The 13,838-nt window shown below is 62.3% G+C and carries 14 protein-coding genes and 1 pseudogene; 9 read left to right on the top strand and 6 right to left on the bottom strand.

Annotated elements, in window-relative coordinates; all coding sequences use genetic code 11:
- Window positions 1–5 precede the first annotated feature (5 nt).
- Window positions 6–1,799, top strand: a complete 1,794-nt coding sequence (locus NQE15_RS17960) for an acyl-CoA dehydrogenase C-terminal domain-containing protein (protein ID WP_265943299.1) — start codon at window positions 6–8, stop codon at window positions 1,797–1,799.
- A 10-nt stretch (window positions 1,800–1,809) separates the two neighbouring features.
- Here NQE15_RS17960 and NQE15_RS17955 read toward each other — a convergent pair.
- Window positions 1,810–2,814 (bottom strand): annotated as a pseudogene (locus NQE15_RS17955) (integron integrase).
- A 113-nt stretch (window positions 2,815–2,927) separates the two neighbouring features.
- Between NQE15_RS17955 and NQE15_RS17950 the strand changes: the two are divergent.
- The 7 genes from NQE15_RS17950 to NQE15_RS17920 all read left to right on the top strand — a co-directional run bounded on the left by NQE15_RS17950 (window position 2,928) and on the right by NQE15_RS17920 (window position 7,051).
- A complete protein-coding gene (locus NQE15_RS17950) occupies window positions 2,928–3,395 on the top strand; it encodes a hypothetical protein (protein WP_265943297.1) in 468 nt (155 codons plus the stop codon).
- A gap of 107 nt (window positions 3,396–3,502) precedes the next feature.
- Complete coding sequence (locus tag NQE15_RS17945; protein WP_265943295.1) at window positions 3,503–4,336, top strand: hypothetical protein; 834 nt, start codon at window positions 3,503–3,505, stop codon at window positions 4,334–4,336.
- A 330-nt stretch (window positions 4,337–4,666) separates the two neighbouring features.
- Window positions 4,667–5,005 (top strand): cupin domain-containing protein, encoded by a 339-nt coding sequence (locus NQE15_RS17940; protein WP_265943293.1) that lies wholly within the window; start codon window positions 4,667–4,669, stop codon window positions 5,003–5,005.
- Window positions 5,006–5,093: 88 nt separating this feature from the next.
- On the top strand, window positions 5,094–5,630 hold the full coding sequence (locus tag NQE15_RS17935; RefSeq protein WP_265943291.1) for a hypothetical protein: 537 nt from the start codon (window positions 5,094–5,096) through the stop codon (window positions 5,628–5,630).
- A 130-nt stretch (window positions 5,631–5,760) separates the two neighbouring features.
- Window positions 5,761–6,171, top strand: coding sequence for a GNAT family N-acetyltransferase (locus tag NQE15_RS17930; protein ID WP_265943290.1), 411 nt, complete (start codon window positions 5,761–5,763; stop codon window positions 6,169–6,171).
- 93 nt (window positions 6,172–6,264) lie between these two features.
- Entirely contained in the window at window positions 6,265–6,627 is a 363-nt protein-coding gene (locus tag NQE15_RS17925; RefSeq protein WP_265943288.1) for a hypothetical protein, read from the top strand.
- Between the two features lie 121 nt (window positions 6,628–6,748).
- Window positions 6,749–7,051, top strand: a complete 303-nt coding sequence (locus NQE15_RS17920) for a hypothetical protein (protein WP_265943286.1) — start codon at window positions 6,749–6,751, stop codon at window positions 7,049–7,051.
- 48 nt (window positions 7,052–7,099) lie between these two features.
- Here the strand turns inward: NQE15_RS17920 and NQE15_RS17915 are convergent, their stop codons facing one another.
- Entirely contained in the window at window positions 7,100–7,654 is a 555-nt protein-coding gene (locus tag NQE15_RS17915) for a hypothetical protein (RefSeq protein ID WP_265943284.1), read from the bottom strand.
- Between the two features lie 212 nt (window positions 7,655–7,866).
- Here NQE15_RS17915 and NQE15_RS17910 point away from each other — a divergent pair, with 212 nt between their 5' ends.
- The gene (locus NQE15_RS17910) at window positions 7,867–9,192 is read left to right on the top strand and encodes an anaerobic C4-dicarboxylate transporter (RefSeq protein ID WP_265943282.1); all 1,326 of its coding nucleotides are present in this window, start codon (window positions 7,867–7,869) and stop codon (window positions 9,190–9,192) included.
- Window position 9,193: 1 nt separating this feature from the next.
- Here NQE15_RS17910 and NQE15_RS17905 read toward each other — a convergent pair whose 3' ends face one another.
- From NQE15_RS17905 to NQE15_RS17890, 4 genes are all read right to left on the bottom strand, one after another.
- Window positions 9,194–10,288 (bottom strand): substrate-binding domain-containing protein, encoded by a 1,095-nt coding sequence (locus tag NQE15_RS17905; protein WP_265943280.1) that lies wholly within the window; start codon window positions 10,286–10,288, stop codon window positions 9,194–9,196.
- A 62-nt stretch (window positions 10,289–10,350) separates the two neighbouring features.
- Window positions 10,351–11,673: a sigma-54-dependent transcriptional regulator gene (locus NQE15_RS17900; protein ID WP_265943278.1), complete on the bottom strand. Its 1,323-nt coding sequence runs from the start codon at window positions 11,671–11,673 to the stop codon at window positions 10,351–10,353.
- On the bottom strand, window positions 11,666–12,028 hold the full coding sequence (locus NQE15_RS17895) for a 5-carboxymethyl-2-hydroxymuconate Delta-isomerase (RefSeq protein WP_265943276.1): 363 nt from the start codon (window positions 12,026–12,028) through the stop codon (window positions 11,666–11,668). The genes NQE15_RS17900 and NQE15_RS17895 overlap by 8 nt, the downstream gene beginning before the upstream one ends.
- The gene (locus tag NQE15_RS17890) at window positions 12,009–13,838 is read right to left on the bottom strand and encodes a sensor histidine kinase (RefSeq protein ID WP_265943274.1); all 1,830 of its coding nucleotides are present in this window, start codon (window positions 13,836–13,838) and stop codon (window positions 12,009–12,011) included. Before NQE15_RS17890 ends, NQE15_RS17895 begins: the two co-directional genes overlap by 20 nt.

Here is a 13,838-nt window from a genome sequence, read left to right as displayed (position 1 = left end):
CAAACATGAGCGACTACCGTGCGCCCGTAAAAGACATGCGTTTTGTGATGGACGAACTGGCCGGCTTCAAGGAGCTCAGCCAGATCGTCGGTTATGAAGAAGCAACCCCGGACCTCGCCGACGCCATTCTCGACGAAGCGGCCAAATTCTCCGGCGAGGTGCTGGCCCCGCTCAACCGGATCGGCGACCAGGAAGGCTGCAAGCTTACCGCCGGTGGCGTCACCACCCCGACCGGCTGGAAGGAAGCCTACAAGGCCTTCCGCAATGCCGGTTGGAACGGCATCGCCTCGCCGACCGAGTTCGGCGGCCAGGGCCTGCCCGACACGCTGGCCATCGCCGTCAAGGAGATGGTCTGCTCGGCCAATCTGTCCTTCTCGCTCGGCCCCTTGCTCACCACCGGCGCCGTCGAGGCGCTGCTGACCTGCGCTAGCGACGAACTGAAGGCGATCTATCTGGAAAAGATGGTCACCGGCAAATGGACCGGCACCATGAACCTGACCGAGCCGCAGGCCGGCTCCGATCTGGCCCTGATCCGCTCCCGTGCTGAGCCACAGGCCGACGGCAGCTACCGCGTCTTCGGCCAGAAGATCTTCATCACCTACGGCGACCACGACATGACGGACAACATCGTCCACCTCGTGCTCGCCCGCCTGCCCGATGCGCCGGCCGGGGTGAAGGGCATCTCGATGTTCCTGGTGCCCAAATTCCTGGTCAATGCCGACGGCTCGCTCGGTGCGCGCAACGACGCGCACTGCGTCTCAATCGAACACAAGCTCGGCATCCACGCCAGTCCTACTTGTGTCATGTCCTATGGCGACAACGGCGGCGCCGTCGGCTACCTGCTCGGCGAGCCGAACCGCGGCCTCGAATACATGTTCATCATGATGAACGAAGCCCGCCTCGGCGTCGGCCTGCAGGGCATCGCGCTCGGCGAACGGGCCTACCAGCAGGCCCTGGGCTACGCCCGCGAATGCAAGCAGGGGCGTGATGCGATCACCGGTGAAGCGCTGGTCACCCTCGACAAGCACCCCGATATCCGCCGCATGCTCATGCTCATGAAGTGCCGCGTCGAAGCCTGCCGCGCCGTTACCTACTACACCTCCGGCCTGCTCGACCGCGCCCACGGCCTGCCCGACGCCGAGGCCCGCAAGAACGCTCTCTATCTCGCCGAATTCATGATCCCCATCGTCAAGGGCGGCGGCACCGAAATGGGCATCGACGTCACCTCGCTCGGCATCCAGATCTACGGCGGCATGGGCTTCATCGAGGAAACCGGTGCCGCCCAGCACTGGCGCGACTCGCGGATCACCACCATCTACGAAGGCACGACCGGCATCCAGGCCAACGACCTGCTGTTCCGCAAACTGATGCGCGACCAGGGCGCCACCGCCCGCATCGTCTTCGGCGAAGTCCATGCCACGGCCAAGGCGCTGCTCGCTTCTTCACGCCCGGAACTGCAAGCCATCGGCCTGCGCCTCGGGGCCAGCCTGCAAGCCTGGACGGGCGCCACCGAATGGCTCGCCGCCAACGCCAAGAGCGGCCTTTCCGGCGCGCTGACCGCCGCCGTTCCCTACCTGCATCTGGCGGTTACCGTCTGTGGTGGCTGGTTCATGGGCAAAGCGGCACTGGCGGCAGCCGGCTATCTAGAGACGGGCGAGGGCGACCAGGCCTTCTACCGCGCCAAGATCGCCACCGCCCGCTTCTATGCCGACCAGTTGTTGCCGCAGGCCGCGGCTTTTGCCGAGACGGTCAAAGCCGGCGATGCCGCGCTGGCCGGGATGGGCGACGAAGTTTTCTAAATCCCCCGGCTTACGCCCCGGCGGGGACGACGTAATGCTCTGCCGCCAGGGCGTCAGCCGGACTGACAACGCCACGACCGCCACGATTCATTACATGCGTGTAGATCATGGTAGTCGAGACATCCGAGTGACCCAGCAATTCCTGCACCGTGCGGATGTCGTAGCCGCTTTGCAGCAGGTGGGTCGCGAAGGAATGGCGCAAGGTGTGCGTCGAGGCCGGCTTGGCAATTCCTGCCTCGACCAGGGCGCGCTTGATGGCCCGTTGCAGGGCCTGTTCGTGCGTATGGTGCCGCCGCTCAATGGCGGTGCGTGGATCGGTTGACAGCTCCCTGGCCGGGAAACACCAGAACCATCCCTACTCACGGGGTGCATTCGGAAATTTTCTGGCTAGTGCTTCGGGCAAATAGACGCCTTGCCGTCCCGCTGACCGGTCAGCTTCCCAAAGCTGAGGCACGCGCTGCAAATGCTTGCGCAATGCCGGAATCATGGACTGGGGCAATACCGTGACCCGATCCTTGGCCCCCTTGCCATCGCGAATCAGTATTTCTCCCCGATCGAAATCAACATCCTTGATGCGCAGGCGCACGCACTCCATCAGTCGCATTCCCGCTCCATAAAGTAAATGGGCCATCAAGGCGTGGGTGCCGACGAGATTCTCCAGCAATCGCCTTACTTCAGCCTGGGACAAGACGACCGGCAGGCGTTTCGGTTTTTTTGGCCGGACCAGATCATCCAGCCAGGGTAGCGTGACGCCGAGAACTTCTCGGTAAAGAAACAGCAGGGCAGACAGTGCCTGCTGGTGCGTTGCAGCGGCAACCTTGAGGTCAGCCGCCAGGTGCCCGAGAAAGGCACGAACCTCATCCGCCCCCATCTCTTTCGGATGCCGCCGCTGGTGATAACGGACAAAGCGGCGAATCCACTCGACATAATCCTGCTCGGTTCTTAGACTGTAATGCTTGTAGCGAATCGTCTCGCGAACTCGATCGATCAGGGTTACGGGGCGCGCGGTCTCCATGACGTAAACCTCAATTGCTTCGCTCTCTGGACGCTGCGCGATAAAGCTGCGCAGCGCCGGTTAGCTCTACGTTGGGCAACATCAACTACTTATCCTGCTGAGGATTACTAGAAATGTCTGAGCACAGTGACCTCGTTCGTGTAGTTGACCGCGCAGCACTCATTGAAAATATCCTGAACCAAGTCATTGAGGACTTTTGCGAACCCCGAAAGGAACCATTCATGTTCTTTTGGAACGTAATCCTGGATAGCTCAATAATGCCAATGGGTGCAAAGGTAAAGGTCGCCGCAGCAATTGCCCACGAGCTTGACTTCAGATTGGAGCAAGACGCACTTCACAAAGTTATGGCATTGAGAAACGCCTTCGCCCATCACGATACCGGTTCTCATCCTGTGATCTCGGTTGGAAAAACCGAAGACGACAGCACAGTCCACTACGAACTTCAAGTTCTGACCAACTCAGGGAAGTTAATGCGCAAGCGTCGGGAGGATGCGTTGTCTGAGTTCAATGCCGCTTTCCTCGCGGCCAAAGAGTCTCTTGTTGCATTGAAATCCCGCATCAAAGGAATGCGGAGCACATGATGCCCAACACTGCGCTCAACCTCGCTCCCTACGGTCGCTGGACGCTGGACGCTGCGCGATAAAGCGCCGCGCAGCGCCGGTCACCTCTACGTTAGATTTCACAACCCATGACGCATACGTACTACTCCCAACGGCAAGGTACAAATCCAAATCTAAGTGGATTGGCCCTAGCCGATGTTGTTGACCTTTTCATTCGGGTCTTCGACCAGATGCGTGAAGACGGGTATTTCCATGAGGCATTTGGATACGAGTGCGTGGATGCAGGTCATATCGACGGAGTTGTTCGTGATGTCGAACTTGAAATGCTCCTTTCCATCCGAAAAAAGGGACTCTGGCCGCTCCATGTGATGGGACCACATTACGCCGAAGATGACTTCTTCGATGTTGTCGAATTCCTCTACCAGCATGTGTCAAAACCAATTGATGGTACGTACCACAATTGGGATAACTGCGGCATGCATTGGGAGACTTTCAATAAAGCCCAAGGCCAAGCTGTATATCGGGAAAAGGTTAATTCTGTCCTCAGTCACTATTCGAAGCCATTTGAGTTAGCGGCAATCGGGGAGGTCTTACTCAAGCCAGAGGCCGGATTCGAGAAAATTTTCGACGCGGACATTCCTTCAACCGACAAGAATATCTCCGGTCGAATCGATGCCGCAGTGCTTCGCTACCGCAGGCACGGTTCAACTATTGATGATCGTCGGCAAGCTGTTCGTGACCTAGCAGACATTCTTGAATACCTACGGCCGCAAGTAAAGTCGCTTCTCACAGTTGCCGACGAGAAGGATTTATTCAACCTTGCCAATAATTTCGGTATTCGGCATCACAACGACCAACAGAAAACGAGCTATGACGCGAGCCTGTGGTTGAGTTGGATGTTCTACTTTTACCTTGCCACAATTCACGTCTTGCTTAGAAAACAGCAGCACGGAGAAAAATGAGATCTAACCCGGCGCTCAACCCCGCTCCTTTCAGTCGCTGGACGCTGCGCGATATAGCAGCGCAGCGCCGGTTAGCTCTACGTTAGGTGAAGACCGCAATCCAAGGAGGCACACACATGACCAAAGTGACACCCTCGCCCAGTCTAACAACCGGTTGCAGCGGACGATCCGCTGCGCGGCCCGCTTCTGAACCGGAGCGTTGGGCGTCATGAACAGCGCAGACATTTGTCTTGTTTCCTGCATGCCCACCAACCCATCGCACTAGCGGACCGTTGGCCAGCTGTCAGCCGCCGTCCGCCTAGCTAGTGCCATCCAGTCGAGGTCACTGCCATGAAAGACAAGCATCCAAAAGTCCAGGGCCTGCGGCCAGACCGCGAGGTCATGACCCGGCAGCGCCTTCCCTACTTCGTTGGCATCTCCGGTCAAACAGTCGATGCCTCTGGGCTGTCCATGCATTTGGTCGTTATCCCACCTGGCGCCCGTGCCGAGCCGCATATCCACATCGGTTACGAGACGGGAATCTATGTGCTCGAAGGAAAGGTTTGTACACGCTGGGGGTACGACCTTGAAAACGAAATCATCAGTGAGGCGGGAGACTTTTTGTTTGTACCCCCGGCGTTCCGCATCAGGCGATCAACCTCAGCACAACCGAACCAGCTCGCGCTGTAGTTGCGAGGAACCATCCGGCCGAGCAAGACCTGGTCGAACCGTATGTTCCAGGGTCAAAGACCAAGGAAACTCAGTCAAAGTCATGAGAATGCGCACTACCGCCAAGGTATTTCTCGCCGCATTTGCAGTCATGGCTTCTCTTCTTGCATGGGGGTACTGGCACTCCGCAACCCACGCCTCCCTGAGCATGCGCGTTGAGGACTACGGCCTGCAGACCGACCGCCAGCTTTACGGTACGCCGCATGGTGTGACGCTCACTTACTACGATGCTGCCGGTGAGCTTCTGGCGGCAGCACACTCGATAGAACCTGCAGGGTATGTTCTTGCCATTCACCCGGATCCAAGCATCGGAGATTGTTCGCAGTACGAGAACTCTCGGGAGAAGTACGCGCGTTGCTTCACATCGCATTCCACCTGGGCTGCGCACTGGGCACCCCAAGTCCGCACGGCTACTGTCAGTATCGGAACATGCATTCTCGAAAAACTGCCGGTGACGGTCTATAGCTCCAATTCCGAGTGGTGGCTGTGGTGGGTGCCTCTTCCTCACGTTGGCGGCGTTCCTCGCCGATACTTCGATTTGGCGGTAAAGGTGAATACCAGGTCTTGTTCGGCCACTCTCCAATGACGGTGCCCTCATTACCAAAACTCATGCCGCAGCTTGAGGTCAACTGACTACCGCAAGCGGATCGCTTTTCGAACGGTCTGCCTGACGTGTTTGCAGGTTATCCAAACGCTGGATTTGCTCGGGGACGATTGTGCAGATCAGGGAAGCCAGGATCGGTGATGGCAAAGCAATTGCAACGTTGCTCGCGGCGCTGGATTACCCGACTACCGAGGGGTTCATCGAAAGCAAGATCGAGCAGCAATTGAAGCACCACGACGCGCGCTTGCTTGTCGCCATTGAAGGGGGCGAAATCCTTGGCTTCGTTTCATTGCACTTTATTCCGCAGTTGGCTCTGCCAGGAGATTTCTGTCGCATCAGCTATTTCTGCGTTGGCGAGGCGTCTCGAAGCCGCGGGGTCGGGGCCCGTCTGGAAGAGGCCGCCGTTGCCCTGGCAAGGGAAAGGAGCTGCGATCGAATCAGGCTCACTGCCATGCGAGACGAGAGAGTGCTCACCGGTTCTACTTCCGGCAGGGCTACTCCGAGTCTCCGAAATACTTGTTGAAGTTACTGAAATGAACGTAACAATCCAGTCAACTGGACCAGGGAATTTATTCGTTGTTAGGAAGTGCAGAAACGTGACCCGAGGCACCAAGCCATGAGTTTTCGGTTGCTCGGCAGCATTGCCGCGGGTATCGTCCTGGGCGCTCTCAGTTGGTCACTTGCTGCGATTGCGTCCGGACATTTCGAGCCATACGACTCGGGCCTCGGGTTGTTGGCCAATCAACTTGTCTTGTCTGTTCCAGCCGGCCTCCTTGCGCTCAAGCGCGGCGCGCGGGCTTGTCTGGTCCTCGTTCTTGGCTCGTACCTTGGAATGAACCTCTATGCCTTTACTTTCGGCGGAGGCGAACAACGCGCGTGGCTCTCTTTGGGTATGGTCGCAAGCCTTCTGCTGATCATTGTGCCGTTGCTTGTGGCACTGGCGGTGGCTGCGTACCGTGTGCGGCATCCATCGGCATAGACTTTCGGGGCGGTGCATGCGCCCGGCAATACGCTGTCAACGCGAGTTCGCTCGTGCCTCGTGCACAATAGGGGTGCAGAAGACTCCCCATTTAACCCAACACTGGCACCGGAGGCCAAGCATGAAACTTCAACATTTGCCGATTGGCGCCCGTTTTGAATACAAGGGGCAGATTTTCGTCAAAACCGGGCCACTGACGGCAGCCTCGGAGGAGGGCGGGCAGCAGGTCATTCCACGCTCTGCCGTGCTCAGGCCGCTGGATGGCCCGACGAGCGAGTCCAAAGGCACGGGCCGGGAACTCGACGAGGCACGGGTTATGGCCGCTTTCGCCGATTTTCATCTGGCTTGTAGCCGATTGGTCGACGTAACGGCCCGGCCGCAGCTGGAATCAGCCCGGCTGAAATTTCTGCGGGCGCTGAAATAAAAACGGGGAGGGTCGAAACCCTCCCCGTTACCTTGTGCCCGATCCCGGTTAGAAGTTGATGCCGACCTTGGCCAGCACGGCCCAGTTTTCGAACTGGACATTGTCGCGTTCGTTGGTGTTCAGATAGCGCACGTCGGCACCGGCGTAGAGCATGCCGGCACGGTAGTTGAGGCCGGCGACGGCGCCGTAACCGAAGAGGTTCTTGTCGGTGTTGCCGTTATCCACCTTGACCATAGCCAGCGCCGGGCCGGCGCCGACCGAGAAGCCGCCGCCAATCGGCAGGGTGTAGCGTGGCGAGAGTTCGAAGGAGGTGGATTTCACGCCGGACTCGTCGACATGGTTGATCTGGATATGGGTGCGGATGCGGTTGTCCGGCGTCTGGATCAGGCCGCAGTTCATGTTGAAGTCGAGGCCGTAAACCGTCATCGCGTCGTCGTTGCCGCCCGCGGCATTCATCGCGCCGAGCGAAACGGCCAGGGTCGGTTCGAACTTGAAGCCGGCGTTCAGGCCGGGAAGGAACTTGAAGCCTTCGGCATGGCTGGCGGAAGCGGCCAGTGCGAGGCCAGCGACGAGCAGGGCGGAAGTCAGGCGGTGCAGTTTCATGGGAGGCTCTCCGGAAAGGTTGGCGACTGCCGGACAGGTCGGCAGATTGCCCGCGACTATAGTTGGTCGCCCAGTGGGCGTCTGTGACCCAGGTCACATAGCGAGCGGTCAATGAATGTGGAAAGCCGAACTACCCGGCCTTATCCCCTTGTGGCATAGTGGTTAAAAATGCTGCAACGCAGCAAATAATTCAATGCAACAAGGGGAATGACATGTTCGAATTCTGGATCCAGTTCGCGCTGGTTTTGACGGCGATTCTGATCGGCATCCGCCGCGGCGGGGTCGCCCTCGGGCTGATCGGCGGCCTGGGTGTGGCGGTGCTGAGTTTCGGTTTCCGGGTGGCGCCATCGGAGCCGCCGGTGACGGTGATGCTGATCATTCTCGCTGTGGTCACGGCCTCGGCGACGCTACAGGTGGCCGGGGGGCTGGATTATCTGGTTCAGCAGGCCGAACGCGTGATGCGCAAGCATCCGCAGCAGATCACCCTGCTTGCGCCACTGTCCACCTTCCTGCTGACGGCCTGTGTCGGGACCGGTCACGCGGTGTATTCGCTGCTGCCGGTAATCGCCGACGTGGCGCTTAAAACCCGCATTCGCCCGGAGCGGCCGATGGCGATTTCCAGTGTCGCCTCGCAAATGGGCATCACCGCTAGCCCGGTGGCGGCGGCGGTAACGACTTTCCTGGCGATGACGGCGAAGAGCAGCGAGCCGGTGTCGCTCGGCCAGATTCTGATGATCACCGTTCCGGCCGGTGTGATTGGCGTGATTGCCGCTGCCCTGTGGAGTTTCAAGCGTGGCCTCGATCTCGACCAGGACCCGGAGTTTCTCGAACGCATGCAGGACCCGGAGTTTCGCGCTTCGGTCGAGAAGTCGGTGACGACCCTGGACAAGGCGCTCCCGGCCACGGCCAAGCTGTCGGTCGTGCTCTTCTTCGCCGGCATCCTGAGTATTGTCGTGCTGGCGCTGTTTCCGCAATTGTTGCCGTTGGCCAAGGGCAAGCCGATTCCGATGACGACCGTGGTCCAGGTGGTGATGCTGGCCTTCGGCGCCTTCATCCTCTTTACCGCCAACACCAAGGCAGCCGCCATCGCCCGCTCCGAGGTGTTCACCGCCGGCATGATCGCGGTGGTCTCGATCTTCGGGATCGCCTGGATGAGCGATACCTTTGTCAAGGCCAACGAGGCCTTCCTGGTCGACAACATCAAGGCGATGGTCGAGTACGCGCCGTGGACCTTCGCCCTGGCCATGTTCGCCGTCTCCGCCTTCGTCAAGAGCCAGGCGGCAACGCTGACCATCATGCTGCCTTTCGGCTTGGCCCTGGGTCTTTCGCCGCAACTGCTACTCGGCATTTTGCCGTCCTGCTACGCCTACTTTTTCTTCGCCTTCTATCCGAGCGATCTGGCGGCGATCAACATGGACCGCAGCGGCACGACGCGGATCGGCAAATACCTGCTCAACCACAGCTTCATGGTGCCGGGATTGATCGGGGTGGGCGTGTCGACCGTGGTGGCTTACGCCCTGGCCCAGGTTTACTTCTGATTCAGGCCGGCGCGGCGAGCAGCTGCTCCCAGGGCAGCGGTTCGATGCCGGCCAAAGCCTCGTAGCCGGCCATCGCCGCCAGGCGCTGGTGGAAGGTGTTGCCCTGGAGGCGGCGGAGCAGATGGCGAACGGCCGGGCTGTGGGCAATGCCGGTGCGCAGCGCCAAATAGTAGCGATCCCAGGTCAGCGCCACGAAGCACAGGTCGTAGCGGGCTGCGGCGGCGGCGATGCCGAAACCGACATCGGCCTGGCCGCTGGCCACGGTGGCGGCGACCGCGTCATGCGTGAACTCCTCGTGGGCGTAACCGGGGATTTCCTTGGCGCTGAGTTGATTGGCGGCCAGCAACTGGTCGATCATGCTGCGCGTTCCCGAGCCGCGCTGGCGGTTGACCATGCGCAGGCCGAGGCGGGCAACATCGGCCACCGACTGCACGCCGAACGGGTTGCCGGTGGCCACCAGCAGCCCATGCTGCCGACGCATGGCCGGAAAGGCCACGTACTGCCGTGCTTTCAGCCAGCGTCCCAGCCAGGCGGTCGTCTGTTCGGGCGTCCAGGTTTCCGGCAAATGAAAGCCGGCGACATCGCATTCGCCGCGGGTGAGGGCGGCGAGCGCTTCCTCGCTGCCGCGCCAGAACAGGTCGACGCTGACGTGGCGGCCGTTTTCGATCCAGTCGGCGAGGGCCAGATCGTGGCTGGCCGCGATGCGCAGGCGTTCGGGCGGTGGCGTGATGGCGGGGAACAGCGTCTCCTGCAGTCGCGTCGTCCACGGGGCATGCGTTTCGGCGAGCGACGCCCGCGCCGCGTTGTCGAGCTCGACCAGCTGTTCGCCGAATGCGGAAAGCAGGGTTCCTCGTCCGCGCGCCTTGAGTACCAGGCTTTTGCCGAAGCCTGCCTCGCAGCGCCGCAACAGGCCCCAGGCCGCCCGGTAGGAGGTACCGACGGTGGCGGCGGCCCGGCCCAGCGTGCCGTGCTCGGCGAGTGCGGCGAGCAGGGGCAGCAGAGCGGCGGAATCGGCGGCGGACAAGTCCGGGCCGAAATCCCAGGTCCAGCGGACCCCGGCAGCGGGCGTGGCGTGAGTTGTTGCAGTCTCGGACATATTCGACATTCTGGCGATTCTATCCCAAGCACCGGAGTGGAATCCCGGCTCGCCGAGGCGGCTCAGTGGCGGAACTGCTCGGCGATCAGGCTATGACGGGCGAGCTTGTCGTACAGCGTCTTTTTCGGCGTCTGCAGCAGTTCGGCGGCCTGGGCGACGTTGCCGTCGCAGCGGCGCAGCGCGGTGGCGATGATCTGGCGTTCGGCGGCATCGACCTGGGCGTTCAGCGCCAGAGGCCCGCTTTCAAACACCGGCGCCAGCGTGTCGGGCAGGCCGAGCGCCCAGCGCTCGGCGACGTTCTTCAGTTCGCGAACGTTGCCCGGCCAGTCGTGCGCCGTCCACCGTGCGAGATCGGCCGGCGTCCAGGCGGCGAGCGGGCGCTGGTAGCGGCTGGCGGCTTCCTGGAGAAACTGCGCCATCAGTAGCGGGATGTCCTCGCGGCGCTGGCGCAGCGGCGGCAGGTCGATGCTGACGACGTTCAGCCGGTAGTAGAGGTCGGCACGAAACTGGCCGGCCGCCGAGGCTTCCTTGAGGTCGCTCTTGCTGGCGGCGACCAGTCGGCAATCGACCGGAATCGCCGTGTTGCTGCCCAGGCGCTCGACGCTGCGTTCCTGCAGCACACGCAGCAGCTTGACCTGCAGGTTGAGCGGCATCGATTCGATTTCGTCGAGAAACAAGGTGCCGCCGTTGGCATGCTCGATGCGCCCGATGCGCCGCTTGCCGGCGCCGGTGAAGGCGCCCGCCTCGTGGCCGAACAGTTCGCTCTCGAAGACGGTTTCCGGCAGCGCCCCGCAGTTGATCGCGACGAAAGCGCCGCGCCGGCCGCTGGCTTCGTGGATGGCGCGAGCGACGACTTCCTTGCCGCTGCCGGTTTCGCCATTGAGCAGGATGTCGACGCCGGTCGGGGCCAGCGTGGCGACCAGCTGGCGGATGTGCTGCATGGCCGGCGACTGACCGATGATGCGGGTTACGCCGTCGCCGAGGCGTTCCTTGAGCTGGCGGTTTTCGCGGATCAGGGCGCGTTTTTCCAGGGCGCTTTTGACGGCGGCGACCAGGCGCTCGGAAGGGAAGGGCTTTTCGATGAAGTCGTAGGCGCCTTCGCGCATCGCTTCGACGGCCATGGCGACGTCGCCGTGGCCGGTGATCAGCAGCACCGGCAGTTCGCGGTCATATAGGCGCAGTTCGCGGAGCAGGGTCAGGCCGTCGCGGCCGGGCAGGCGGACATCGCTGACGACCAGGGCCGGGCTGCCGCCGGCCAGCGCCGCGAGCATCGCTTCGCCGTCGGCAAAACCGCGCACCGGAATGTCGGCCAGCGCCAGCGCCTGCTCGCAACCCTTGCGCACGGCGGCGTCGTCCTCGACGAAGAAGACCGGGTGTTCAGCCATTGAGGACGGCCTTTGCGTAGCTCGGGCGGTCGAGGTCGACGGTTTCGACGCTGAGCTGGAGTTCGGTTCCCGGTTGATCGTCGATTTCGCCCTGGAGCGCGGCCAGCGCGGCGTCAGCCAGGGTCTTGCGGGCCTCGCTGGTCCGGCCCGAGAGCAGGGCGATACGGACATGGATGAAGGCGCGCCGGGTGCCGTTGACGCCGGTCCGGAAAGTACTGAGCGCGATGGCACGGCTCTTGATGTCGGACTCACCGAACAGCCCGGAGTCGAACAGGGCTTCGTTGAGCGCCGCCAGGGCGCCGGCCGGGTCGAAGTTGTCGAGATTGTTGGTGTATTCAAGCGTCAGATGCGGCATGGGCGTCTCCTGCGGCGGGCAGCGTCAGCACGAAAACGGCACCGCCGTCGGGCACATTGTGCGCACTCAGCGTGCCGCCGTAACTCTCGACGATGGTCAGCGAAATGGCCAGACCGAGGCCGAGGCCTTCACCGGCCGGCTTGGTGGTGTAAAAAGGTTCGAAAAGATGGTGGCGGACTTCATCGGGCAGGCCGGGGCCATGATCGCGGATGTCGATGGCGACCCGGTTGCCTATACCATGGGCATCAATTTCGAGCAAAGGTTCAGCCTGCCCGGCCATCGCATCCAGCCCGTTGCGCAGCAGGTTGACCAGCACCTGCTCCAGGCGGCCGGCTTCGGCGAGTACCTGCAGATGCGGGACAACGCTGGCAACGGCAATGCGGGCGGCGGTTTCCCTGCGCCGCGGCTCGACGATCATCAGCGCGTGCTCGATGGCGCTGGCGACGGTGACCGGCTGCGGCGTCGGCGCCTCCTTGCGGGCGAAGGTCTTCAACTGACGGACGATGCGCCCGGTGCGGTCGACCAGTTCGCTGATCATTTGCAGGTTCTCGGCAACTTCCTCGTGACGGCCGCGGGCGAGCAGGGCGGACGCGTTGTCGGCGAAGGTTTGCAGCGCGGCCAGCGGCTGGTTCAGTTCGTGGCTGATGCCGGCCGACATCTGGCCGAGCGTCGCCAGTTTGCCGGCCTGGACCGCGGCATCGCGCGTTTCGCGCAGGATGGCCTTGGTGCTTTCGAGGGCGGCCACCTGTTCGGTGAGGTCGGCCGTGCGTTCGGCGATGCGGCTTTCGAGCTCGGCGTAAACGCGGCGCAGTTCTTCTCGGCGCCGGCTGCGGTGGCGAAAGTGGGCGGCCAGGCCGAGCATGAAGGCGGCAGCGAAGGCGACGGCGCTGCCGGCCCCGATTGCCGCGACCCGGGCCTCGCTCGGGTCGCCCAACTGGACGACCTGCCAGCCCAGGCTGCCGACCGGCCGGGTGTGGATCAGTCGCTGGCGGGGCGCTTCACCGGGCAACGCAATCGGCAGCAGCTCGCTCGGCGTCGTCGGCATTGCCTTGGCAGCGAGCGGTGTGATGGTCTGCACGCCGTACTGCCTGGTTTCGGCCAGACGGGCGGTGACGGCTGCGGAAAGAGGGGCCAGCGTGCGGTAGCGCAGCTTGCGATCGGAGGACAGAAAGACGATGCCGTCGGCGTCGGTCAGCAACAGCGTGTCGCCGGCCCCGGCCAGGGCCTGTTCCATGGCTTCGAGGCCAACCTTGAGGACGATGACGCCGAGCACCTTGCCCTGGTCGCGGACCGGGGCGGCGAGAAAATAGCCGGGCTCGCCGGTGGTGACGCCGACGCCGTAGAAGCGGCCTAGGCCGTCCTTCAGCGCGTCCCGGAAATAGGGGCGGAAGGCATAGTTGTGGCCGACGAAGCTGCGCGGCAAACGCCAGTTGCTGGCGGCCAGCGTGTTGCCCCGGATGTCGATCAGGAAGGTGACGGCGACTGCCGCACCTTGTTGGGCGGCTTCGAGATAGGCATTGGCGGCGGCGATACGCTGCGCGTTGGCCGGCTCGCGGAGCACGGCGGCGAGCGAGGGATCGAGGGCGAGCAGGCCGGGCAGCGACTCGTGGCGGGCGAGCGTGGCTTCGAGCGAGAGCGCGAAAGCGTCGAGGCGCTGGGCCGAGACGTGCCGTTCATTGGCCAGGTAGATGTCGAAGAAAACCCGGTAGGCCAGCCAGCCGAGCAGCAGGCAGAAAGCCACCGCCACCCCGAGCAGGAGCAGGGGGTGGCGTCTGAAATCGAAGGGCGGGGCGGGTTCGCTGGGAGTCAC

The sequence above is a fragment of the Dechloromonas sp. A34 genome, assembly GCF_026261605.1.
GTDB lineage: Bacteria > Pseudomonadota > Gammaproteobacteria > Burkholderiales > Rhodocyclaceae > Azonexus.
This window is presented reverse-complemented; position numbering and strand designations above follow the sequence as displayed.